The sequence below is a fragment of the Blautia sp. DFI.3.45 genome (genome assembly GCF_020593505.1).
GTDB classification, from domain to species: Bacteria; Bacillota; Clostridia; order Lachnospirales; family Lachnospiraceae; genus Blautia_A; species Blautia_A wexlerae.
On record NZ_JAJDMI010000035.1, the window covers coordinates 1 to 23,769 of the forward strand.

Consider the following 23,769-nt stretch of genomic DNA (forward strand, 5'->3'; position numbering starts at 1 on the left):
GTATGTGTTTCACTGTTTAGTTATCAAGGTTGTCTGTCTTGCGACAGCTTGTTTACTTTATCACATCTCTTTTTCTTTGTCAAGCACTTTTTTCAAGTTTTTTCAAAGTTTTTCGAACTCTTTCGGTTTTCCGAACTGTTCTCCAGATCAGTGATTGTCGGCTCTATTCAAGCGACTTGATTACTTTAACACATTCGTTTTAAGTTGTCAAGCACTTTTTTTAATTTCTTTTTTCTTTCAGAAATCATCTTAAATTGTCTCTTTTTAAGAAACAATTATTTCCGACAGCTCAACTAATATAACACCGAAAGCAGTCCCTGTCAACAGTTAATTTCATAATTTGACAAACTTTTTATATTTTCACCCTAAGCTCCACTAAATCCCCAGCAACCATCCCGTCTATCTTACACCTGAATTCCAACCATCCTCCCTATCTATCCTTCCTATATTATGACGCATCCACATACCATATATACACAACATCCCCAGCTTTCCCGTCCCATTTTAATATAGAAAACTTTTCTATTCTGCCAAACTAACAGACCACCATCTCTCTTCTCTTTCAGCCACCTCAGTCACAGCCAACAGCCAGCAGCCTCAAACAATTCTCTTCGGCGACATTTGCAGGGTCTTTAGAAAATCTTAGCCCGGGAAGATCAGCGTTATTCGCAGATCACTCACTGTCTGAGCCGCTTCGCGGCGAGTTTGAGTTATCTGCGAATGCTTTTAGCTGATCTTCCCGGGCTTAGTTTTTCTTAAGACCCGAAACCGAGCCGAAGAGAATTGTTTGAGGCTGCGTCCCCTTTTAGCAGACTTCCCAGCCTTAGCTTTTCTTAAGGCCCGAAACCGAGCCGAAGAGAATGATTTGAGCTTGCGTCCCTCTTACCTGATCTTCCCGGGCTTAGTTTTTCTTAAGACCCGAAGCCAAGCCGAAGAGAATGATTTGAGCTTGCGTCCCTTTCATCTGGAATAAAACCCACTCTCAACCTCCACCGGAATCACCCTCTCCTCAATCCCCTCAATCTCAATAAACCTCTGTCTCCCCAACATCTCCACCATCTGCGCAAGCAGCTCCCTGCTCCCCTGCGCCTCCATCTCCACGCGGTCATCCCAGTTATTTCTCACCCAACCGGTAACCCCCAGAGAACTGGCAATATAACAGGCCCGATAGCGAAATCCAACTCCCTGCACTCTCCCCGAAAACCAATAATGCTTCCTTATCAGATTCTCTCTCATCTCCGAACCCTTCCCATCCTGAACATCATGCTTTTTCCAGACTCCCCGGCCTTTCTCATACTCCTCAGTAATCTCCTCACCTGTCTCAGAATCCTGCAGAAACGTTCTGTACTTCTTTCTCTTAAAATCAAATATACTCAACAGTAATCCTCTCTCACAGCTACTGTGCCGGCAACTTGATTTCCCGAACATTCTCATATCTTTCCTGCCAGCCTGTTTCAGGAATCACTCTGCCGCCACACTACAATCACACCCTGATCACAAATCCGTCTTTTCTCGCTTTCGCTTTCGGATATTCCCCGGAGCGATAACCAAGCACACAATGACCAATTCCAACATAAGACTCCGGCACACCCCACTCTGCCTTCAATGCCTTTCCTTCTTCAGAAGCAAACACCTCTCTTGCACGATGAATCCAGCAGGAATCAACCCCAAGGGCATGAGCAGCATTCATCAGATTTCCCATAACCAGACTTCCATTTTCCACACATGTAGGCATATTACTGTCTGCAAAGACCACAACAACTGTCGGTGCCCCATAGAACGGATCACTCTCAGTCCCCATCACATCCGCATTCATTTTAGAAAGCTTCGCAACAAGTTCCGGATTCTGTGTTACTACCATAAGTGTACCCTGTTGTCCCATTCCGCTTGGTGAGTATTCCCCTGCTTCAAGAATTTCATTCAACACTTCTTCCGGCACCAGATCTTCTTTATAACCACGTACACTTCTTCGCTCCAAAAGATTTTTTATTGTTTCATTCATGTCTCATATCCTCCTGTATTTATTTTCATCACTGTCAAAGCAACATTACTGTCCACCACGTTCTCAGCAACACAGTCAGGCAACAATATCTTCCTATATTATAGCACTACATCTACCAAAACTCACCTGTATTTCCCATAATTTTCAGGCAATTTTCCTTGCCCCTGCATCACAACTGGTCTATAATAAAGAACAGACTAACATGAGGTATAAACTATATGAACAAAAAAGAAATTTCTGAAATCAAGAAACAGTTCACTCCCGAGAACTGTTCTCTCACCCGCATCTGCGGATGTTACGTTGACGGAGAAAAGAATAAAAAAACCGAACTGAAAGAAGCATTTCTCTCTTTATCAGAAGAAGAAATGTTCAAATACTTTGAAATTTTCCGCAAATCCCTTTCCGGAACAATAGGAAAAAATCTGATGAACATGGAATTTCCTCTCGAGCAGGAAACTGAGGGCGGAACTCAACATTTTCTTATGAAACTGAGAGAAAGCAAACTGACCGATGATGCACTGGTAGAAAGTTTCTACGATAAGATCATTGAAAACTATGATTATCCCGAAAACTACTACATCATCCTGATCCATGGAGTATATGATATCCCCGGAAAGTCTTCCGACGGTGCAGAAATGTTTGATGCATCTGATGAGATTTATGAGCACATCATGTGCTGTATCTGTCCTGTAAAACTCTCTAAGGCAGGTCTTTGCTACAATGCCGAAACCAACAGCATCCAGGACCGTATCCGCGACTGGATCGTGGAACTTCCGGATGTTGCTTTCCTTTTCCCGCAGTTTAACGACCGCAGCACTGACATCCATGGTGTCCTTTATTATAGTAAAAATGCAAACGAGCTTCGGGATATTTTTATCGATGAACTGCTTGGATGTACAGCACCTCTTTCTGCAGGAGGACAGCGTGATTCCTTTAACGCACTGGTTGAAGATACTCTGGGCGACGACTGCAGATATGACACTGTATTAAGCATTCACGAGAAATTAAACGACCTGATCGAATCACAGAAGGATGAGCCGGAACCTGTAGTTCTGACCAAATCTGAGGTAAAACGCCTCTTTGAAGAATGCGGCGTAGAAGATGAAAAACTACAGTCATTTGATGAACAATACGAGATCACAGCCGGGGAAAAATCCTCTCTGGTCGCTTCCAACATCACCAATACAAAAAGATTCGAGATCAAAACCCCGGATGTTGTAGTCCACGTAGATCCTGAACGTGCCGATCTTGTGGAAACACGCGTAATTGACGGACGCAAGTGCCTTGTGATCCCAATGGAAGGCGAAGTTGAACTGAACGGAATCCGCGTACATACAGGAAATGAAAATCCTTCTGATGACGAATTTTATGACAATACAGATACTGAGACAGAGGAGACATCTGATGGAGAATAATCGTAAACTCTTATTTTTTGACATTGACAAAACCCTGTTAACCCCTTACCCATGGACAGTTCCGGACAGTGCGAAACAGGCTTTAAAAGAAGCCCGCTATAATGGTCATCTCCTTTTCACCAATTCCGGACGTACCTATACAATGATTCCGGAAATCATTAAAGAAATGGGATTCGACGGCTATGTATGCGGATGCGGCAGCCAGATTTATATGAATGAAGAGCTTTTGTTTTCCAGTTCTATTCCAAATCCGCTTTGCCGTAAAACAACAGAATTACTGCGGGAATGCAGAATTCCTGCGTTTTTTGAACGCCCGGATAAGATTTTATATGACAGCAGTTCATGTGCTGTTCCTGAAACTGTTCAGAAGCTGAAAGCAGAAGCTATAGTAGAAGATCTGGCTCTCTACCCGCCCGAAACATACAACCATTTTACATTTGACAAGTTTCTGGCTTTTCCGTCTGCTGATTCTGATATGGAAACTTTCCGCAAATTTGTAGATGAACATTTTCTGTGTTTCATACATGAAGACAAGGCTTGGGAACTGACTCAGAAAAATCTCAGCAAAGCAACCGGAATCCGGTTTCTGGCAGACCGCCTTGGGGTTCCGGTCAAAGACACCTATGCATTCGGCGACAGCACGAACGATCTTCTTATGCTGCAGTTCGCCGGAAACAGCATCGCAATGGGCGACTCGGATCCCCTGATCCTGCCTCACTGCACTTACCAGACAACCAATATCGAAGATAACGGAATTGCCAATGCTTTGAAGCATTTCCATCTCATTTAGCAGAACATACAAAATAACGTATTATCATATCTCTATTTATCTGTGTTATTTTTGCATATTTAGGAGAATGATTTCGGATTTATTTAAACTTAAAAACAGCTATGTGAAAACACTCAGGTTTTCATCATAGCTGTTTTAATTTACATTAATCAGTTTACATTAATCAATTCCCATCAGCAGGCTACTGACAGTTCGGATTTTCTTATTTAGCTGCTTCTGTCGGTGTTGCTTCCGGTGTTTCAGTAGTTTCTGCTGCTTCTTCCTCTGCCACCGGAGTCTCTGTTGTCTCTGTATCTTCTGCTGCAGGTGTTTCTGTAACTTTCTCTGTTTCCGGTGTTGGAGTTGCCTCTTCTGTCACCTCAGGTGTCGGTGTTTCCGGAACCGGAGTAGGAGTCGGCGCCATGAAGGTATGTTTATCAGTGATCTTAAGTGTCTTAAGGACTTTCTTAACCGCCTTTACATCTGCCTCATCCAGCCATTTAGCAGTTGTATCTGTAAAATAGGTACTTTCTTTGGAATTCTGAAGAGATTCTCGCTTGGAAGCTGTGGCATCTTCATCATTGATCTTGTCAAGTCTTACTACATAGTATCCTGTGTCAGTCTCAATAATATTGTCTGCAACTTCTCCGTCCTTCAGTCCTCTCAGAACCTTCAGAACCTCATCCGGATATGCCTCGCTGCCGGAATCTTTATCCTCATCTTTGCTCTCTTTGGTTGTAAAATTACCCTGTACTGCAGAATAACTGTCATCTACACCCTTGGCAATCTCACTCATATCTGCTGTAGGATCCTCTTTCATCTTATCCAGAATCTCCTGAGCCTGTTCTTTCTTAGTCTTTTTCTCCTCATCAGTTATATCATCACCGCTTGTAGAGATACTTACATAAGTGAAGGTTGTCTGATTCGCTTCATCATCAGAAACTGTGATCTTTCCTTCTGCTACAACCGGATCATACATCTTCTTCTGAATTGTCTGAAGCTCCAGAAGTGTTTTTACCTGATCTTCCGTTACCGCAAGTTCCTTAATTGTCTCTTCACTGTTTGCAGCCATAAACTGTGATGCTGCATCTGCGATCGCTGCTTCATCATCATCTGTAAGCTCTACGTTATAATCCGCAGCCTTCTCTTTGAGAATATACATCTTCTCAACAGACTCCAGACTGCTTGTCACTGCCTGATCACCATAAGTCTCATCTGAATCATCACCTGCTGTCTGATCCCAGATATTATCTGCACTTCCCATATAATTTAAATACATGGTTGTTGTCTGCTGTTGCTGTTCGCGGGCATAAAGACTTACAACTCCAAGCGGAATATCTGTTCCGTCAACAGTAGCCACTGTCTTTGTTCCATCTAATGTTTTACTTCCACAGCCGGAAAGCATACCAACTGACATCACACCTGCCAGTGTCACAACGGCTGTTCTCTTTACCATTTTTTTCATTTCTTCCTCCATATTATCAATCTGGTCTTTCTTCCATACCACTTTCCCAGAATGTACTGTTATTAGAGTATAAACTTTTTTCCTGCGAAGGGCAAGGCAAATCGAAAAATATGTAGTATATTTCACATATTTTCCGCCATGCTCTTAAGTCCCTCTGCAAATTCCGTCAATGCCAGGATCAGATTCCCCTGTGGTTCCAGGATAAATTTCGGTTCCTGCTCATTCTTAAACTGCAGACCTCTTCTGTATTTCTGCATAAGAGCCGGAAAGCCTTCTGTATTCAGCCTTGCTTTCTCATAAAGGGTAAACCGGACTGTTTTTCCAGTCTGCTTTATTTCCGTTACGTACCCCTGATGAGCAATCGCCTTTAACTTCGCAATCGCCAGAAGATTCAGCACTGCCTTTCCGGGTTCTCCGAAACGGTCCAGAAGTTCTTCCAGCATATCATCATAATCCTGTTGTGTCTCAATCCCCGCAATTCTTTTATAAATATCCAACTTCTGAAATTCATTACTGATGTAGGAATCAGGAATATACGCATCAACATTCAGATCAACCGATGTCTCGAAATCCTCCATTGTATGAATACCCTTCGCCTCTTTCACTGCTTCATTGAGCATCTTACAATAAAGATCATATCCAACCGCATTCATATGTCCATGTTGCTGCGCACCCAGCAGATTTCCGGCACCTCGAAGTTCCAGATCTCTCATTGCAATCTTAAATCCGCTTCCCAGATCCGTATACTCGCGGATCGCAGCCAGACGCTTCTCAGCCGTCTCCTTCAGCATCACATTCTTTCTGTACATCAGAAACGCATAGGCAGTTCTGTTGGAACGCCCGATCCTTCCCCGAAGCTGATAAAGCTGAGAAAGCCCGTATCTGTCTGAATCATGAATAATCATAGTATTTACATTGGAAATATCCAGCCCTGTCTCAATGATCGTGGTGGAAACCAGCACATCAATATCCCCGTTTACAAAGGAATACATCACATTCTCCAGTTCCCTCTCACTCATCTGGCCATGAGCAAAATCCACCCTTGCGTCCGGCACCAGCTTCGCAATACGCAGGGCAACATCTGCAATATCCGTCACTCGATTATAAACATAATAAACCTGTCCGCCTCTGCGCAATTCCCTGTTGATAGCCTCTCGGACCGTCTCTTCATCATATTCCATAACATATGTCTGGATCGGCATTCTGTCCATAGGAGGCTCCTCCAGGACACTCATATCCCGGATTCCGATCAGGCTCATATGAAGAGTACGGGGAATGGGCGTTGCAGTCAGTGTAAGGACATCCACATCCTTCTTTAACTGCTTGATTTTTTCCTTATGCGTAACTCCAAACCGCTGTTCCTCATCAACGATCAACAGGCCAAGATTTTTGAACTGTACGTCTTTGGAAAGGATTCTGTGCGTTCCAATGATCACATCCACCTGACCTTTTTTCAGATCTTCGATTGCCTTCTTCTGTTGTGCCGGGGTCCGGAATCTGCACAACAGTTCCACACGTACCGGAAATTCCTTCATCCTCTGCACAAAGGTATTATAAATCTGCTGCGCAAGGATCGTTGTAGGTGCAAGATAAGCTACCTGTCTGCTCTCCTGTACTTCCTTAAATGCGGCACGTAGCGCCACTTCTGTTTTGCCATATCCCACATCCCCGCAGATAAGCCGGTCCATAATCCTGGTACTCTCCATATCACGTTTGGCATCCTCAATAGCACTGAGCTGATCCTCTGTCTCTTCATATGGAAACATTTCTTCAAATTCTCTCTGCCATACAGTATCAGGACCACAGACATATCCTTCCTTTTCCTGACGCACTGCATAAAGCTCTACCAGTTCTTTTGCAATATTTTTAACTGCCCCACGAACCTTGCTCTTTGTTTTATTCCACTCCTGAGTACCAAGTTTGTTCAGCTTCGGAGCCTTTGAAGCATCTGCCCCTGAATATTTCTGCAGACAGTCAAGCTGAGTAGCAGGAATATAGAGATTGCTTCCGCCTCTGTATTCAATTTTAATATAATCTTTAACGATCCTGTCTACTTCAACTTTTTCAATTCCTCGGTAAATACCAAGACCATGCTTTTCATGGACAACAAAATCGCCGATAGAAAGCTCCGCAAAATCCTGAATACGGCTTCCACTGTAATTTTTTTTCTTCTTTTTCTTCTTCTGTTCCTGTCCAAAAATGTCAGATTCTGTCATTACCGCAAACTTGATCAACGGGTATTCAAAGCCCTTCTTTGCATGGCCATAAACCACCATGATCTCGCCCGGACAGATCTCCCTGTCATAATCTTGTCCATAAAAGGCTGCCAGTCCCTCTTCCTGAAGATCCTTTGCCAGCCTCTCGGCCCTTGTGCGGGAACCGGAAAGCAACACTATCCTGTATCCCTGTTTCTTATACTGATGAAGATCTTTTACCAGAAGTTCAAAACTGTTGTTATAAGCGCTGATTGATTTTATCTCCAGGTAAAATTTCTCCCGCACTTTCCAGCCTGCCTGTTTCGGTTCCAGCGCACATACAGAAATACAGTTACGTTTATTCAGTTCTTTTTGAAGCTGTTCAAAAGAACAAAGCCAGTTTTCCGGCAGATTCCGGCTGCCTTTTTCCTCTCTGTGCATACGGCTCTGTCTGTACTCTTCTTCTACAGCCCCGCCTTTCTCAGTCAGTCGGTTTGGTTCATCCAGAAAGATTATAGTTCTTTCCTCCGGAAAATAATCCAGGAAGGAAACCATATCCTTGTCCCCTGTATGCTCCACCGCCGGATAGATCGTAAGTTCTTCCAGATTTTCCAGAGAACGCTGACTCTCCGGATCAAAACTCCGGATAGAATCAATCTCATCTCCCCAAAGCTCGATTCTCCATGGATTTTCCTCAGTGAGACAGTAAATATCCACAATACCGCCACGCACAGAGAACTGCCCCGGCATTTCCACCTGTCCTACCCGCTCGTAACCTAAAGCCACCAGCTGGTTCTTCAGCTGTTCTGTGTCTACGGTGCTGTCACTTTCGTAATGAATCAGCTGTTCTTTTATCTTTTCCAGAGATTCCAGAAAATCCATACATCCGTCAATACTTGTAACAACTGTCAGTTCTTTCTCTTCCAGTAACGCCTTAATGACCTTCATCCTCTGACGTATCAGCAGATTTCCATGGATATCTGCCTGAAAGAACAGAAGATCTTTCGCAGGATAAGAATACACTTTTCTGTCATAAAATCTGTAATCTTCATAAATTTCTCTGGCGCGGCGTTCGTCCTCCGCCAGGATCAGACGATAAGGTGCAATCCCGGAAAGTCCGTACATCAGATGAGATTTCTGCGATTCCATACACCCCGAAACCTGCAGGATTCCCTTATTCGTTTTGCTTTTTTCTTTAATCTGTTCAAACTCTGCAAGCCCCTGCAGAGGTGTTAAAAATGCTTTCATCTTCACCCCTCATGATCCTTCGACGTAATAAAAGCGGCTTCTGTTTCCAGTTACCGCTTTCTATACCTTTTGCTGAACAATCATCTGTTTCCTGTCTGCTTATTTCTGTACAGGTACTTTTCTGTTATATTCGTTCATGGCTGCATCTGTACCCTGTGAGATTATGATATCCACAGCCTTTGCCGCCTTTTCTATTGCTTCATCCACAAGTTTCCTGTCTTCTGTGGAAAATCTGCCAAGTACATGGTCTGCAAGATCCCATCCCTTAGGCTTGGCTCCAACTCCTACTTTGATACGGAGAAATTTCTCTGTGCCAAGCTGGCGGATAATATCTTTGATCCCGTTATGTCCACCCGCACTTCCCTGCTTGCGGATGCGAAGCTGCCCGGGTTCCAGATCAATATCATCATAAATAACAATAAGCTCTGATTCCGGATCAATTTTAAAATAATTCGCCATCTCACGAACAGGACCGCCACTCAGGTTCATAAAAGAAAGAGGTTTCATAAGAATAACCTTTTCTCCACCAATCATCGTTTTTCCGTACATGGCATTGAATTTCACACCACCCTGTGGAACATTGTAGTCCTCTACCAGATGATCAATGGTGTCAAATCCCATATTGTGGCGTGTTGCTTCATACTCTCTTCCGGGATTTCCCAGTCCCACTACTAAATACATATGCGCGTCTCCTAATTAAAATATACCATTTCTTCCTTAAGCGGCTCGCATTCTTTCACATCACTTGCATAAAGAACAATGCCCTCACCCTGATATTCTGTACGGTTCTCAAATGCGACCTTCGCTGTTACTTCTACCCAACTGCCCTCTTTGATATGCGGTGCATAATCGCTTCTGCACACGTATCCAAGGAAAGTGGTATCATCTGCGCAGCAGGTCATTGCCACACGTCCCGGAACAAAGAATTTACTTCCCATTCCACGTGGTTTCATGACACGTCCTTTAAAGCGGACAATTTTGTCTACATATTTATCCGGATTATCCATGGCATCCACAAACCAGATACCATAATCTTCCGGTGGAATCTCAATGATCGGTGCATTGATATCAAACGGCATCTCATCCTGGAAAATGTCATCCATCTCGCCCTCTTCATTTTCAAAGATAACCTCTGCACTCTGATTTGCAACCTTGATCCCACGTCTGTATGCAGGAAGCGGATCTCCCTCTTTACAGCGGTTAAATACAACCATATCTGTATTTCTGATCATATCCATGAACAGAGATTTCATGTTTGCCATATAAACCTGATAAGTAGTTGCATCCACACAGGTAATCTCCTGCTCAATTCCCCAGCCTTCCGGAAGCTCCATCTGCTCAAACTTACTTACAAGCCACATTCCGTTGTACTCGATCACAACACGCTCCGGCTGATGGATGATATCCATGGCAGCCAGACGCTGTGGTGTCAGATCTTCTTCATCCTCGATCACTTCCACAACTGTGTTTGTAAGTTTCAGTTTATCCATATCATATTCTTCTTCGCCTTCTTCGCAAAGAATCAACAGAGTTTTGCCGTCAATGGCAAAATACTCCTGCTGCAGTGTAAAATCCAGGAAAGTAGTCTTTCCGCTTTCCAGGAATCCCGTAACCAAATAAATGGGAACTCTGATATCATCCATCATATAATTTATTCCTTTATCTTTATTCTGATTCTGTTATTATCTGCCGAAATCATTCAGTCGCGCATCTATGACGAGGATTTCACACTCTGATGAGCTGAATCCAGATGCAGTATTTTAGAGGATTGCCATAAATCGCTGTTTCCTCATAATCATTATGCAAGCCCGAATAATTCTGCAAGCTTATCTTCTTTCAGTTTGGAGCCGATCACGCAGAGACGACCTGTGTATTCCGGTGCACCTTCACGGATCTCTGTTTCCTCCGGAACCATGTCAAAATAAATCCATGTTCCGTCTTCTGCAGGAAGCATTCCCTTTGCACGAAGAATAATACCGTAATCTTCAGAAGCTGAAAGAGCCTCAAGCATCTTCTCAAGACCTTCTCTTGTGTATTTCTTAATCGTCTCACGTCCCCAGCTTGTAAATACCTCATCTGCGTGATGATGGTGATGATCATGATGATCATGTCCGCAGCCGCATTCATGGTCGTGATCGTGGTGATGATGCTCATGTTCCTCATGATCATGTCCACAGCCGCATTCATGGTCGTGGTCATGGTGATGATGTTCATGTTCTTCGTGATCATGTCCACAGCCACATTCATGATCATGGTCGTGATCGTGATGATGATGCTCTCCATGTTCATGTACATGTCCGCACTCCGGGCATACCTCTTCCTCAGACATCAGTTCTTCCTCAAGAGATACCGGTTTCTCCATAACCTCAAGGATTTTCTTTCCGTCCAGTTTCTCAATCGGAGTGGTGATGATAGCAGCTTTCGCATTAATTCCACGAAGAAGTTCCATTGCCTGCTGTGCTTTCTTCTCATCAATGATATCTGTACGGCTCATGATAATCGCACCTGCATATTCAACCTGATTATCAAAGAACTCACCAAAGTTTCTCATATACATTTTGCACTTCTTTGCATCAACTACAGTTGTATAGCTGTTCAGAACGATATCCACATCTCCCTGAACACCCTGTACTGCCTTGATAACATCTGAAAGTTTACCAACACCTGATGGCTCGATCAGGATTCTGTCCGGATGATATTTGTCCACAACCTCTTTCAGAGAAGTGCCGAAATCTCCCACTAATGAACAGCAGATACATCCGGAATTCATTTCACGGATCTGGATTCCCGCTTCCTTCAGGAAACCACCGTCAATACCAATCTCACCAAATTCGTTCTCGATCAGTACAACCTGCTCATCTGCATAAGCCTCTTTCAGAAGTTTCTTAATCAATGTAGTTTTACCGGCTCCAAGGAAACCGGAAATAATATCAATCTTAGTTGCCATTGTCTTATTTCTCCTCTTCGTTAAAATTTATATTTCTGAATAACTGCCATATAGCCGTCATTTTTTATATTCTGCCATTTTTATGAACAAACAGAATAACTTTTGGAACTGCCATCATTATCTGTCTGTTTATATATTTACCTATAACGTACTCATTATACATAAGATATCCAATGTATTCAAGTCTGCCATCAACGCACTTTGACCAGGAAACGCCTGTGCCCCCTGGTTTACAAATATCCTGCAGCTGTTCAATACCTTCAGAACAACCTGCCTGTTCACATCAAAGAAAGGGGCATGATCCACCATCATGCCCCCGCCTGTATACACTAATGATCAACCATTGATCATAAAGCTCATTAATTTATCAATATCGTCTTTCTCATAAGCAACGATCTCAAGTTCCGGAATCTCTCCGCCTGAGAAAATGTTTGCCAGAGATACATACTGGGATAATTTAGATTTAAGGTTCAGTCTGTCACCTTCGCCTGTTACTAATTCTACTCTGCCTTCGCAGCTGTCAACTACAGCAAAAAATTTATCGATGTCTTTAATGTTAGATACTTTCATGTTCATTCTCCTTTCAACATGGAAACCATTATTCTCTCTATTCCTTGTGTTCGCGATAATTATAACGCAGATAAATTTCAAAAGCAATTATTTATATTTCACGAATTTTTCATATATTATCATGCTTACTCTGCAATATTGTCAAATAAATAACATACCCCTGACAATAATCCTCTCAGATATTTACATATATCCCGAAATCATCCCGAAAAATTAATATGTAAAAATCGCAACCCCATAAGCCGGCAACGGATATGCGAAGGAAAACTCTCTGTTATCACATTCCTGTTTCACTGCCTTAAATGTCTTTGGCTGCTCCAGAAGTCCATTCTCGTCCATGATCAGCTTGTACTGTTTTTTCTTCGGAACACCAACCCTGTAATCCGGACGGTCAACAGGTGTAAAGTTAACTATGTAAAGAATATTGTTTCTCTTTGTAGGAGACTTTCTCACAAAGCTGAAAATACTTCTGTCCCCGTCATCCGCATTGATCCACTCAAATCCTTCCGGATTATTATCACCGGCATAAAGTGCCGGATATTTCTTATAAATAGTCAGGAGATCATGCACATAATTCTGAAGTTCCTTGTGTGGCTCTTCATTCAGAAGGAACCAGTCAAGTTCTCTCTCCTCACTCCATTCACGAAGCTGTCCGAATTCCTGTCCCATGAACAGAAGCTTCTTACCCGGATGGCAGTTCATAAATGAATAGGCAGCCTTTAAATTCCTGAATTTGTCCGGTAATTCTCCCGGCATCTTCTCAAGCATGGAGCATTTCAGATGAACCACCTCATCATGAGAAAGAACTAATACATATCTCTCACTGTATGCATATGACATGGAGAAAGTCATCTTATTATGATTAAATTTACGGAAATACGGATCCAGCTTCATATATTCCAGGAAGTCATTCATCCATCCCATATTCCACTTCAGACTAAAACCAAGTCCGTCCTTCTCTGCATCCCCTGTAACCATCGGCCATGCAGTAGATTCCTCAGCGATCATCACAGTTCCATGATTCCTTCCAAGAACTACTGTATTCAGATGCTTAAAGAATTCAATAGCCTCCAGATTCTGATTTCCGCCATATTTATTTGCGATCCATTCTCCATCCTTCTTACCATAATCAAGATAAAGCATGGAAGCAACAGCATCCACACGAAGTCCGTCTACGTGGCACTCCTCCACCCAGTAAAGGGCATTTGCGATCAGGAAGTTCTTAACCTCCGGGCGTCCGTAATTATAAATCTTGGTACCCCAGTCCGGATGTTCTCCCTGTCTCGGATCTGCGTGCTCATACACTGCGGTTCCGTCAAAGTTCGCAAGACCATGGGCATCTTTCGGAAAATGTGCAGGTACCCAGTCAAGGATAACTCCAATCTTATTCTGATGTAAATAATCCACCATATACTTGAAATCCTGCGGCGTTCCATATCTGGAAGTCGGTGCATAATATCCGGTCACCTGATATCCCCAGGAACCGTCAAAAGGATGCTCTGCGATTCCCATAAGCTCTACATGGGTATATCCCATTTCCTTCACATAAGCTGCCAGGGCATGTGCGAATTCTCTGTAATTATAAAATCCTTTTTCATTTTCCTCTGACTGCGGATGTTTCTTCCATGAACCCGGATGAACCTCATAGATTGCCATAGGCTCTACCTGCTCATCAAACTTCTCTCTGTTCTTGATCCATGTGGCATCCTTCCATTTATAGTCTGTGATATCTGTGATCCTGGAGGCTGTACCCGGACGGAGTTCAGCTTCATTTGCATAGGGATCTGCCTTATAAAGCTTCTCTCCATGCGCACCCACGATAAAGAATTTATACAGCTGTCCGATCTTTGCCCCCGGAATAAATACCTCATAAACACCGATCGGACCAACCTTCTCCATCGGGTTTGCTTCTTCCTCCCAGTCATTAAATTCACCGATTACAGAAACAGACTGTGCATTCGGCGCCCAGACCGCAAAATATACACCCTTTTTTCGTCTGTATGTAGTCGGATGGGCACCCAGTTTCTTATATACTTCATAATTGGTTCCCTGTCCAAATAAATATTGATCCAAATCCGTAAATTTCATACTCACACCCATCTGGAGTCCTCCCTTAACTTCGGTTTCTATCTTTTTTGCAGATACTGATTCCATAAAATAATACTGTAACAGGATATCTTACGTTACTGTTCACTCCATTCTCAGTAACGTAGCCAAAGTTCATTCCAGATTGCCTGCGGCAATGGAATTTTGGCGTATGAACAGTAACTATCTTACAGCAAGTTCAATCAGGAATACGAACTGACTTTTAGTCATTCTATAAGCCTTATTATACCAACGGACATTCCATACGTCAATTAAAAATATGTGTATATTTAACAATTTTTTTATATATTTTATGTGTTTTTTGTAAAAAACATAAAGAGCAAAGAAGTACCATTGCTCTCTTCTTTGCTCTTTCGTATATTCGTAATTACTCTGTATGGTCCACACTGCAGGATTGCATATGTTTTTATTCCGTTCCATCTCCGTAATCTACAGAATCATCACTGTAATCTTCCGAATCATCTGAACTTCCATCATCATAACTTCCGTCATCCGAACTTCCATCATCATAACTTCCATCGTCTGAACTTCCATCCGAATAATCCCCACTTCCGTCTGAGGAATCTGTGCTTCCGTCAGAAGAATCTGTGCTTGCATCAGATGTACCATCTGTTCCGTCTGCAGAAGCTGCTGCATCGGAACCGCCCTGATATCCCGGCACATCTCCATTACTGAGTGTACTCGGCCAGAAATCCACATAACATGCATTCTGTAAGGTCACATTCTTGGCTTCTGCCATCTCACTTACTGTTACAAGCTTATATCCCTGTGCAATAAGATCCGGTATCAATCTCAAAGCAGCCTTTACAGATGGCTCATGAATATCATGCATCAGGATGATAGTTCCATCTGTCAGATCTCCATTCATTACTGCACTGTAATCCGCATCTGCATCCAAAAGTTTCCAGTCTTCTGTGTCCAGTGACCACATAAAGAACGGCTTATTTACAGTATTATAAATATCTGAATTTCCGTCCCCGTAAGGCGCACGCGCCACACTCGCAGCCTGGCCACATGCCTGAATCAATGCGTCATCTGTATCAGAGAACTGCTTTGCAACTGCATCAAGATCAATTGTCGTCAGCTGTGTATGATCCCAGGAATGACTTCCAATCTCACATCCAAGTTCAAGCATACGTTTTGGTGCATCCGGATATGAACTGACATTCTGACCAAGCATAAAGAATGTTGCATGAGCATTATTCTGTTCCAGACAATCCAGTAATTCATCTGTATACTCTCCCGGACCATCATCAAAAGTCAGTGCCAACATCGGACGTACCTTACTCGGATCATAAGATCCGTCTTCATTAAAGTAATAATCCTTCACTCCCTTTTCTACCCATCCTGTCTGTATATATCCGTTTCCGTCAAAAGAATAGGTAACACCATCTATATCCTGAAATCCATTTGAAAAATATGTACCGTCTGTATTCTGATACCACTTTCCGTTAGCATCCTCATGCCATCCGGCTGTCATCGCGGCAATCTTATCTGTATCTGATTTACCCTTCAATGGCTGTCTCACAGCAGCATCGGAATTTGCCTGAACTTCCTCTGTATCTGCCTGAGCCTGCACAGTCTGATCACTGCTTCCGCCTCCGGCTACATGATGTGCGATCGGAATAATAATTCCTCTCACCACAAACACCACCGCCAGGATCATGCCAATAACACAAAGTCCGATCTTTGTATAATGCCTGATCATCATCTGGCGTTTTTTTCTGCGCATTCTTTCGCGCAACACCCTCTTATCCATGGTTTCCTTTCCCCGCTTCTTTTTGTTAATTAGTCCTTAACAACGTACATTACAGTACGGAGTAATCCACTTTTATCAATAATCATAACTCATTTATCAGGTAAATACAATGCCAATTATTCACTCTGCTCAACCTCTTCCGTACCTAATTCCTCTTCCAGATTCTCATCTACATCTGAATTGTCCTGTCCGGAATCATCAGTATCTTCATCTGATACATTCTGATCACTGTCCTGTTCCGCATTTTCTGCCGCAGCATCTGCATCATCTGCCAGCACATCACCGTTTGCAACTTTCTCACTCACACTCGCATTTTTTATAATAAAATCCTCCACTCTGAGAAGTCCGACTGATTCATCTACATAATCCTGTCCGTAAGTTCCAACCAGCTCTGCAATACTGGAAACACCCATCTGTTCTACCAGTTTATCCTGCAGCTGAAGGCTCTCTTTGTCGTCAAGTGACAGTCCCTCTGCATCCATAATCCCCTGCACGATCAGGTTCTGCTTAACCTTACCCTCTGCATACTGCTGACATTGTTCATCAAAATCATCCTGCGAAATACCCTGACTGTCTGTAAACTCTTCCAGAGTCATGTCGGCCTGTTTTGCATAAACTTCCATACTCTTCTTAAATTCAGAAACAGCCTTATCCACATCTTCCTGTGGGTATTCTTTTACTTCAGAGTTCTCAAGCACTGTACTCCATGCAGTATTCTTAAGAACCTCCTGCGCAGATTCCTTTGCGTTTTTCTCAAGTTCACTGCGAATACTCTCACGATAATCATCTACTGTTGTATAATCAGTGTTCTTTGCAACCCATTCATCTGTAAGTTCTCCTTCACGCCGCACGTTCTGCACCGTAACCTTATATATAACTTCCTTACCTGCCAGAGTTTCGTCTGCATAGTCTGACGGAAAATCAATTTTAATCTCCTTTGTGTCACCCTTTTTCATCCCGATCACATCATTTTCAAATTCCTCAAACATCTGTCCGTCGCCGATCACAAAGTCATAGTTATTGGCAGTACCACCGTCAAAAGTCTGTCCGTCTTTAGTGCCTGTATAATTTACAGTCACCAGATCCCCTTCTTTCGCCGCATCAGATACAGGTTCTGCCTTATCTTTCAGATTCTCATCGATCTGCGCCTGTACATCATCGTCAGTGATCGCATCCACCGTATTGTCCAGAGTCAGTCCTTTATATTCTCCGATCGTAATATATTTCTCTACATTCTCAACAGAAACAAGACGCGTAGTTCCTGTCTCTGCTTTCTTCCCGTCAGCAGCTCCTTCTGTCTTTGTACCGTCTGTGATAACAGCACCGCCATCACCACACGCAGATGCTGTCAGTGCAAAACAAACTGCAAGCATGGCAAGATATATTTTTTTCTTCATAATAATCAATACTCCCTTCTACATTCCAGGTACCGGAGTTGGTCTTGAAGAATCCCATACTTCCGATACATCAAAAAGATCACTGAGCATTTCCGGATTATAATACATTCTGTATCCATCCAGATTTCTTCTTCCCTGTCGAAAATAATCATCTGTAATCTGTACAAAATACTGACTGGAATCTACATTACAGAAATAGCGGTATCCCTGACTCTTATAAAACTCATATTTCTCATTGTCTGCCGAATATCCTTCCCAGCTTCCGATATCCGCACCAAATGCAAAAATGATCATATCTGTTTCTCCAAGTATGGGAGCCACATATTTCTTCCATTTTTTATCATCTCTTTTCAGATCATCCAGAGAAGTGGCAGCCACATCCTTATGTCCCCATGTATGACTTGCAAATTCCCAGCCTTCTGCCTTCATAGCCTTAGCTACCTTTTTTGCATTTTTCACTTCCTGCTTATAGTTAAAATCCGGATGATCTTTCAGGAATTTTTTCTGATCATCCTGCAGTTTTTTTCCGGTCTTATATGCAATATCCGTACGATATCCCAGAACACCGTCATAACCTGTCATTGCAAGGATTCCCTTTCTTCCATGATAGGAAAAATCCGGATGTTCTTTTACAAAAGTATCGATCAGTGGAACCATATCATAATCCCCTGTGGAAACACTTCCGTCATCCTCAATATATTCGTTCTTAACCTCACCATTGGAATCCACTACAAGTTTCGATGCGAAACCATCTCCGTCCATATAGTGATAATAACTTACATCATCCTGAGAAAGCACAAATGGAATTTTTCCCGGCGGCAGCATAATACTGCCTCTGGATATAGTTCCGTCCTCATTGATAACCGCCATGTCGTGCGGACTGACCATGACATATCCCTTATCATACATACTCTGTATGATTTTGTTAAACTCATCAATTGTTGTCATATACTGGTTATATCCATTACTGTCTGAATCCCCGTCAAATGCTCTGGCAGTGTCTTTGATCAGTGTATGGAAGAACACGTGCGTGATCTGCTCCAGCGGATATTCTGTACAGGTGGCTTTCGTATTTTCGTAATCCGAAACTGCACTCTGCATATCCGTATTACTTTCGTAATCCGGCTGACTCTTAAGCAGTTCTATGGCGCCATCATAATCATACTGTACAGCCATAAGCGCTGCCTGCTCCATAGGATTTTCCTGTTTCTCATCTGCCTCTTCTGTATCTTCGTTGTCAGTCTGCTCTCCCTCATTCAGACCATCATCCTGCTGTGTATCTTCTGTACTTTTCTCTGTATCAGCATCCTGTTCATCAATTGTCTGCTGTTCTGTTTTTTTCTCAGTTTCCGCATTTTCAGCTCTGGAACTCAGAAATGGAATATCCTGTTCAAACGGAATGAGCCCACATCCGCTTACTCCTAACGAAATACTCAAAATAGCTGCTGTTACACATGCTATCCTTTTTCTCATATATTGTCCCCTTTCAGTTATGCACAGAGATCATACTCACCCCATAGTTGGAACCGGCACCGGTCTGGAAGGATCAAACACAGACTGTGCATCAAACAGATCTGAGAGAAGTTCCGGATTATAGTACATTCTGTATCCGTCCAGATTTCTTCTTCCCTGCCGGAAATAATTACTGCGGATCTGCACAAAATACTGGCTTGAATCCACATTACAGTAATAATTATAGCCCTGGCTCTTAAGATATTCGAACTTCTCCCCCGAATAATCTTCAACACTGGTAAGATCTGCTCCAAATGCAAAAATAATAATATCTGTTCCGCCTATCAGAGGATCAACATTCTCTTTAAACTTCTGTGTATCTGCCTGTAATCTCTCCAGACTGATCTGACTTACATTCTGATGTCCCCATGTGTGGCTTGCAAACAGCCAGCCTTCATCTTTCATAGCCTGCGCTACTCTGGCTGCATTTTCTCTCTCTGTATTCAGATTAAAATCCGGATGCTCATCCAGCCATTTTACTTTATCTGCATCCAGATCATCCGGACGGGTTTCATAACTGCTGTCTGTGCGATAACCAAGAATTCCATTGTAACCGGTAAGGGCAACAATTCCTTTAGCACCTCTGTAAGAAAAATCAGGATGTTCCTCTACAAAACGATCGATCAGAGGAACCATATCATAATCGCCTACGGAAATACTGCCATCATCTTCCACATATTCATTGCGGATTTTTCCTTCCTCATCTACGATAAGTTTGGTTGCAAATCCGTCCCCGTCCATATAATGATAATAACACACATCATCCTGCGAAAGCACAAACGGTACTTTACCCGGAGGAAGGAGAATCTCCCCTGCATTCATATTCCCATTTTCATCCGCTGTCGCCATGTCATAAATGCTGACCATGACATATCCCTTATCATACATGCTCTGAGTAATCTGGTTAAATTCATCAATCGTTGTCATAACCTGATCGTAATCTCCTGACTTGTAATCCCCGTCAAAAGCCTTACCGGTATCTTTGATCAGAGTATGATAAAAGACGTGTGTCACCTGGTCTAACGGCCAGGAAACGCAGGATTCCTTCTTTTTCTGATAAACCTTAACCGCATGCTGAAACTTCTCACTTGTCTGATAAGTCTCACTGTTTTGCAGCATACTTATGGCTTTATCATAATCATACTGTTTTGCAGCATACTTTGCCTGCCTGTAAAGAATTTTGTCCTCTTCACTCAGTCCATCCGTATCCTGAACTTCAGGTGTCACCGCATTCTCAGCTTCTGCCTCTGCATTTGTCTGCTGAGCTGTTTTTTCTTCTTCTGTTTTCCTGTCTGCAGATTTCACCATCTGCGCAATCTTAACCTGCTGCTCACTGACAAAATTCTGCAGTTCTTCCCCGTAAAATCCTATTCCAATCCCAATTGCAGCGGCTGCCGCCACCACTATGCAGCCTGCGATACGCAGTCTTTTTTTTCTGCGGCGAAGTTTATTGCGGCGTTCCAGTCTGGCTGCCCTACGGGCTTCATAAGCTTTATTATCATCAAAAAAGAAATCTTCGTCCTCGCTTGCTGCCGGAGATTCTTCGTCTATCTCTTCTGTATTTGGTTTTTCTTCATTTAGTTTTTCTACATTTGGTTTTTCTGCATTTGGTTTTTCTGCATTTAGCTCTTCTGCATTTAGTTCTTCTGCATTTGGTTCTTCTGCATTTGTCTTTTCTGTATTTACTTTTTCCTTATCTGAAAGTCGCTCCTCTTTCTTCTCAGAGTCGGGCTTTAATTCGCTCATGCTTTTCTCCTTTTTATCATATCCATTTTTTACCCACAAATTATTCTGTCACAAAATAACTCCACAATTCCCGTTACATATATTATAACCACACATTATGATTCCATCCTGTAAAAATGGCTTTAACTGTTCCGCATATTTCCCACTACTGTTCGCTCCGGCAAATATTGTCGCATTACAGTTTTGCTACAATTATAACCTTTCATAATGTAAATTTCTACCGCTTTCCATCCATTAATTCTTTTTTTGCAATTGCGTTTTACCTTATTTAATGATAAAATAATTTTTATGCAATGGACTGTCCGTACCAACAGTCCCTGTGAAAACACATACATTAGGGAGGATGCAAATGAGTACAGTAACAATAGTCCTTCTGGTCATTCTTGTTATCCTGATCGCTGCACTGATCGGTTTATATTTCTTCGGAAAAAAAGCCCAGAAGAAACAGGAAGAACAGCAGGCTCAGATTGAAGCAACTAAACAAACCGTTTCCATGCTGGTTATCGATAAAAAGAGGATGCCACTGAAAGAATCCGGACTTCCTCAGATGGTAATTGAACAGACACCTAAACTTATGCGCCGTTCCAAGCTTCCAATCGTTAAAGCTAAAATCGGACCAAAGATTGCGATCATGATCGCAGATGAGAAGGTTTTCGACCTGATTCCGCTTAAGAAAGAAATCAAAGCCGAAGTAAGCGGTCTTTATATTGTAGGCGTAAAAGGAATCCGCGGTTCCCTTCAGACACCGGCTCCCAAAAAGAAAGGTTTCTTTGCAAAATTCAAGAAAGACAAAACTGCCAGATAAATGCAGTCAGACATATAAACTAAAGGTCAGTGAATCGTGTCATCCATACACACAGATCACTGACCTTTTTCTGTTTGGATCAGACAGATATCTGCAACGAAGCAGAGAACTTACCAGATCTGATCAAATTGTAAAATTCTTACAGTCCTTTGGCTGTGCCTTAATCGCAAGATAACAGTCTGCCACATGCTCCTGGTTCATATCAAGCGCATAATCCACTTTCATATCAAGACCGCCATCACTCTCCTGCAGATTCAGATTCGTCGCCGCAATCCCCATTTCAATGGTTCCATAGGGAGTGGTATAGTAAGTCATATTCTTCTTACCCTGTTCAAAAACCATATGAACATTGACCACACCTTTCTTGCGGACCTCCATTCCCTTCTGGGAAATTTTTATGTAATTGACGGTAGGTTCTGCAAAATCCTCCATGACTTCCTCATAGCGCAGATAATGACTTCCGTTCCGGAAATAATACTGTCCCGGTACAACAATCTCCAGAGGTTCCTGTTCACCGTCTGCATCCATTGTCTGAAGTCCCCTTACATGAATCAGCACTTCTTTATCCATTCTTCTCATACTCCTGTTTTTATACTGTTCAAAACCTGTTTTTATGTATCTATATTATAACCATTCAGCAATCTGCTGTTTTTAATACTTCTCAATATCTATTTTTTTCGTCATCTCCACATCATATGGAAGAATCGAATTGGCAAATGCCTTAAACTCATCTGCCAGATCACTCACATAGAAGCGATACGGAAATTCATTCTTCTGTGTACCTTCACCGGCAAGTCCTTTTTCCTCCAGAAGCCTTCCCAGCTCCAGTGCGGTTTCATAAGCCGGATTCACCAGACATACTCCGTCTCCCATGATCTTTCTGATGGTGGAACGAAGCAATGGATAATGAGTACATCCCAATATCAGTGTATCCACCTGCTTATCCTGAAGTTCCTTCAGATATCTGGCAGCGACCTCATCAGTCACCGGATCATGAAGCCACCCTTCTTCTACCAGTGGCACAAACAGCGGACATGCTTTGCCGAAAACAGTGATCTCCGGATCCAGATGCTTCAGATACTCTGCATGTATCCCACTTCCTACAGTTCCCACAGTACCAATGATTCCTACCCTCTTATTTCTGGTCTGGGCAGCCGCCACCTTCGCACCCGGTTCTATCACGCCAATGATGGGAATGTCAAACTCATCCCTCACTGCATCCAGGGCAAAAGCGCTGGCTGTATTACATGCAACCACAATCGCCTTTACCTGCTGCTGCTGAAGAAAACGAATGATCTGCCGGGAATACCGGATGATAGTTTCTTTCGATTTGCTTCCGTAAGGCACTCTCGCCGTATCACCAAAATATACGATTTTTTCTGAAGGAAGATTACGCATGATCTCACGCGCAACAGTCAGCCCTCCCACACCGGAATCAAATACTCCTATCGGTGCCTCTCTGTCTATTTTCATTGATTTCTATTCTCCATCTCTATTGATTGTCTCACTATTCTATCACCAATCAAGAGCCTGTGCAAGCCAGAAGGATATCTTTATGTCATCTTTCTGTCCTTTATTTTCCTCAGGGAACTGCGAGAAGCAGAATTTCGGGTACAATGTCCCCCACCATGCAGTAACTGCAGCCTGTTCCTGTCGTCTTTCAGCGATTTTTGCTATCTTCCCGGACATTCCCGGCATTGCTCTCATCATAAGAACACCAACAGCTGCCACGAACAGAACAAACGACAGTTTTCTTCTTAATTTTTTGTTCTTACTCTTTTTATTCATCATTGTCCCTCTCTCCTGTTATATCTTATCAGTTACCATATCTGC

At 42.7% G+C, this 23,769-nt stretch carries 19 protein-coding genes; 3 read left to right on the forward strand and 16 right to left on the reverse strand.

The annotated features are described in order from the left end of the window. Positions 1-960: 960 nt before the first annotated feature. Together LJE09_RS12105 and LJE09_RS12110 are read right to left on the reverse strand one after the other, a co-directional pair. Complete coding sequence (locus LJE09_RS12105) at positions 961-1,236, reverse strand: acylphosphatase (RefSeq protein ID WP_029677159.1); 276 nt, start codon at positions 1,234-1,236, stop codon at positions 961-963. A 247-nt stretch (positions 1,237-1,483) separates the two neighbouring features. Further along, on the reverse strand, positions 1,484-2,002 hold the full coding sequence (locus LJE09_RS12110) for a nitroreductase family protein (RefSeq protein WP_227311370.1): 519 nt from the start codon (positions 2,000-2,002) through the stop codon (positions 1,484-1,486). Positions 2,003-2,220: 218 nt separating this feature from the next. Here LJE09_RS12110 and LJE09_RS12115 point away from each other — a divergent pair, with 218 nt between their 5' ends. Then, entirely contained in the window at positions 2,221-3,417 is a 1,197-nt protein-coding gene (locus tag LJE09_RS12115) for a DUF4317 domain-containing protein (protein ID WP_022379957.1), read from the forward strand. Beyond that, on the forward strand, positions 3,407-4,207 hold the full coding sequence (locus LJE09_RS12120) for an HAD family hydrolase (RefSeq protein WP_227311371.1): 801 nt from the start codon (positions 3,407-3,409) through the stop codon (positions 4,205-4,207). Before LJE09_RS12115 ends, LJE09_RS12120 begins: the two co-directional genes overlap by 11 nt. 202 nt (positions 4,208-4,409) lie before the next feature. On the opposite strand, the gene LJE09_RS12125 is transcribed toward LJE09_RS12120, so the two are convergent. The 11 genes from LJE09_RS12125 to LJE09_RS12175 all read right to left on the reverse strand — a co-directional run bounded on the left by LJE09_RS12125 (position 4,410) and on the right by LJE09_RS12175 (position 21,131). Then, positions 4,410-5,651: a peptidylprolyl isomerase gene (locus LJE09_RS12125; RefSeq protein WP_227311372.1), complete on the reverse strand. Its 1,242-nt coding sequence runs from the start codon at positions 5,649-5,651 to the stop codon at positions 4,410-4,412. Between the two features lie 122 nt (positions 5,652-5,773). Then, on the reverse strand, positions 5,774-9,094 hold the full coding sequence (gene mfd, locus LJE09_RS12130) for a transcription-repair coupling factor (RefSeq protein WP_227311373.1): 3,321 nt from the start codon (positions 9,092-9,094) through the stop codon (positions 5,774-5,776). A 99-nt stretch (positions 9,095-9,193) separates the two neighbouring features. After that, on the reverse strand, positions 9,194-9,775 hold the full coding sequence (pth, locus tag LJE09_RS12135) for an aminoacyl-tRNA hydrolase (protein WP_227311374.1): 582 nt from the start codon (positions 9,773-9,775) through the stop codon (positions 9,194-9,196). An 11-nt stretch (positions 9,776-9,786) separates the two neighbouring features. Beyond that, entirely contained in the window at positions 9,787-10,737 is a 951-nt protein-coding gene (locus LJE09_RS12140) for a TIGR03943 family putative permease subunit (RefSeq protein WP_008707706.1), read from the reverse strand. Between the two features lie 155 nt (positions 10,738-10,892). Then, the gene (locus tag LJE09_RS12145; protein ID WP_022379953.1) at positions 10,893-12,041 is read right to left on the reverse strand and encodes a CobW family GTP-binding protein; all 1,149 of its coding nucleotides are present in this window, start codon (positions 12,039-12,041) and stop codon (positions 10,893-10,895) included. A 336-nt stretch (positions 12,042-12,377) separates the two neighbouring features. After that, positions 12,378-12,611, reverse strand: coding sequence for a hypothetical protein (locus LJE09_RS12150; protein ID WP_020993301.1), 234 nt, complete (start codon positions 12,609-12,611; stop codon positions 12,378-12,380). 213 nt (positions 12,612-12,824) lie between these two features. Further along, positions 12,825-14,711 (reverse strand): 1,4-alpha-glucan branching protein GlgB, encoded by a 1,887-nt coding sequence (gene glgB / locus LJE09_RS12155; RefSeq protein WP_173697318.1) that lies wholly within the window; start codon positions 14,709-14,711, stop codon positions 12,825-12,827. A gap of 412 nt (positions 14,712-15,123) precedes the next feature. Then, positions 15,124-16,476 carry a polysaccharide deacetylase family protein gene (locus LJE09_RS12160; protein WP_227311375.1) on the reverse strand — a complete coding sequence of 451 codons (1,353 nt, stop codon included), beginning with the start codon at positions 16,474-16,476 and terminating at the stop codon, positions 15,124-15,126. Between the two features lie 116 nt (positions 16,477-16,592). Then, positions 16,593-17,873 carry a trigger factor gene (gene tig / locus LJE09_RS12165; RefSeq protein ID WP_227311376.1) on the reverse strand — a complete coding sequence of 427 codons (1,281 nt, stop codon included), beginning with the start codon at positions 17,871-17,873 and terminating at the stop codon, positions 16,593-16,595. 18 nt (positions 17,874-17,891) lie between these two features. Further along, positions 17,892-19,346: a polysaccharide deacetylase family protein gene (locus LJE09_RS12170; protein ID WP_227311377.1), complete on the reverse strand. Its 1,455-nt coding sequence runs from the start codon at positions 19,344-19,346 to the stop codon at positions 17,892-17,894. Positions 19,347-19,382: 36 nt separating this feature from the next. Beyond that, positions 19,383-21,131: a polysaccharide deacetylase family protein gene (locus LJE09_RS12175; protein WP_306505426.1), complete on the reverse strand. Its 1,749-nt coding sequence runs from the start codon at positions 21,129-21,131 to the stop codon at positions 19,383-19,385. Between the two features lie 349 nt (positions 21,132-21,480). Here LJE09_RS12175 and LJE09_RS12180 point away from each other — a divergent pair, with 349 nt between their 5' ends. Continuing rightward, positions 21,481-21,936: a hypothetical protein gene (locus tag LJE09_RS12180; RefSeq protein ID WP_022379933.1), complete on the forward strand. Its 456-nt coding sequence runs from the start codon at positions 21,481-21,483 to the stop codon at positions 21,934-21,936. Positions 21,937-22,059: 123 nt separating this feature from the next. On the opposite strand, the gene LJE09_RS12185 is transcribed toward LJE09_RS12180, so the two are convergent. From LJE09_RS12185 to LJE09_RS12195, 3 genes are all read right to left on the reverse strand, one after another. After that, positions 22,060-22,506: a DUF1934 domain-containing protein gene (locus tag LJE09_RS12185; protein WP_173684612.1), complete on the reverse strand. Its 447-nt coding sequence runs from the start codon at positions 22,504-22,506 to the stop codon at positions 22,060-22,062. Between the two features lie 81 nt (positions 22,507-22,587). Continuing rightward, entirely contained in the window at positions 22,588-23,409 is an 822-nt protein-coding gene (gene murI / locus LJE09_RS12190) for a glutamate racemase (protein WP_161234054.1), read from the reverse strand. A 42-nt stretch (positions 23,410-23,451) separates the two neighbouring features. Then, positions 23,452-23,727 (reverse strand): hypothetical protein, encoded by a 276-nt coding sequence (locus LJE09_RS12195; protein ID WP_055058668.1) that lies wholly within the window; start codon positions 23,725-23,727, stop codon positions 23,452-23,454. Between the last annotated feature and the right edge of the window lie 42 nt (positions 23,728-23,769).

Bases quoted from the DNA above. Each gene is read 5' to 3' on its own strand.
- LJE09_RS12105 (WP_029677159.1), bottom strand. From the start codon at position 1,236: ATGAGAGAGAATCTGATAAGGAAGCATTATTGGTTTTCGGGGAGAGTG.
- LJE09_RS12110 (WP_227311370.1), bottom strand. From the start codon at position 2,002: ATGAATGAAACAATAAAAAATCTTTTGGAGCGAAGAAGTGTACGTGGT.
- LJE09_RS12115 (WP_022379957.1), top strand. From the start codon at position 2,221: ATGAACAAAAAAGAAATTTCTGAAATCAAGAAACAGTTCACTCCCGAG.
- LJE09_RS12120 (WP_227311371.1), top strand. From the start codon at position 3,407: ATGGAGAATAATCGTAAACTCTTATTTTTTGACATTGACAAAACCCTG.
- LJE09_RS12125 (WP_227311372.1), bottom strand. From the start codon at position 5,651: ATGAAAAAAATGGTAAAGAGAACAGCCGTTGTGACACTGGCAGGTGTG.
- mfd (WP_227311373.1), bottom strand. From the start codon at position 9,094: ATGAAAGCATTTTTAACACCTCTGCAGGGGCTTGCAGAGTTTGAACAG.
- pth (WP_227311374.1), bottom strand. From the start codon at position 9,775: ATGTATTTAGTAGTGGGACTGGGAAATCCCGGAAGAGAGTATGAAGCA.
- LJE09_RS12140 (WP_008707706.1), bottom strand. From the start codon at position 10,737: ATGGATGATATCAGAGTTCCCATTTATTTGGTTACGGGATTCCTGGAA.
- LJE09_RS12145 (WP_022379953.1), bottom strand. From the start codon at position 12,041: ATGGCAACTAAGATTGATATTATTTCCGGTTTCCTTGGAGCCGGTAAA.
- LJE09_RS12150 (WP_020993301.1), bottom strand. From the start codon at position 12,611: ATGAAAGTATCTAACATTAAAGACATCGATAAATTTTTTGCTGTAGTT.
- glgB (WP_173697318.1), bottom strand. From the start codon at position 14,711: ATGGGTGTGAGTATGAAATTTACGGATTTGGATCAATATTTATTTGGA.
- LJE09_RS12160 (WP_227311375.1), bottom strand. From the start codon at position 16,476: ATGGATAAGAGGGTGTTGCGCGAAAGAATGCGCAGAAAAAAACGCCAG.
- tig (WP_227311376.1), bottom strand. From the start codon at position 17,873: ATGAAGAAAAAAATATATCTTGCCATGCTTGCAGTTTGTTTTGCACTG.
- LJE09_RS12170 (WP_227311377.1), bottom strand. From the start codon at position 19,346: ATGAGAAAAAGGATAGCATGTGTAACAGCAGCTATTTTGAGTATTTCG.
- LJE09_RS12175 (WP_306505426.1), bottom strand. From the start codon at position 21,131: ATGAGCGAATTAAAGCCCGACTCTGAGAAGAAAGAGGAGCGACTTTCA.
- LJE09_RS12180 (WP_022379933.1), top strand. From the start codon at position 21,481: ATGAGTACAGTAACAATAGTCCTTCTGGTCATTCTTGTTATCCTGATC.
- LJE09_RS12185 (WP_173684612.1), bottom strand. From the start codon at position 22,506: ATGGATAAAGAAGTGCTGATTCATGTAAGGGGACTTCAGACAATGGAT.
- murI (WP_161234054.1), bottom strand. From the start codon at position 23,409: ATGAAAATAGACAGAGAGGCACCGATAGGAGTATTTGATTCCGGTGTG.
- LJE09_RS12195 (WP_055058668.1), bottom strand. From the start codon at position 23,727: ATGATGAATAAAAAGAGTAAGAACAAAAAATTAAGAAGAAAACTGTCG.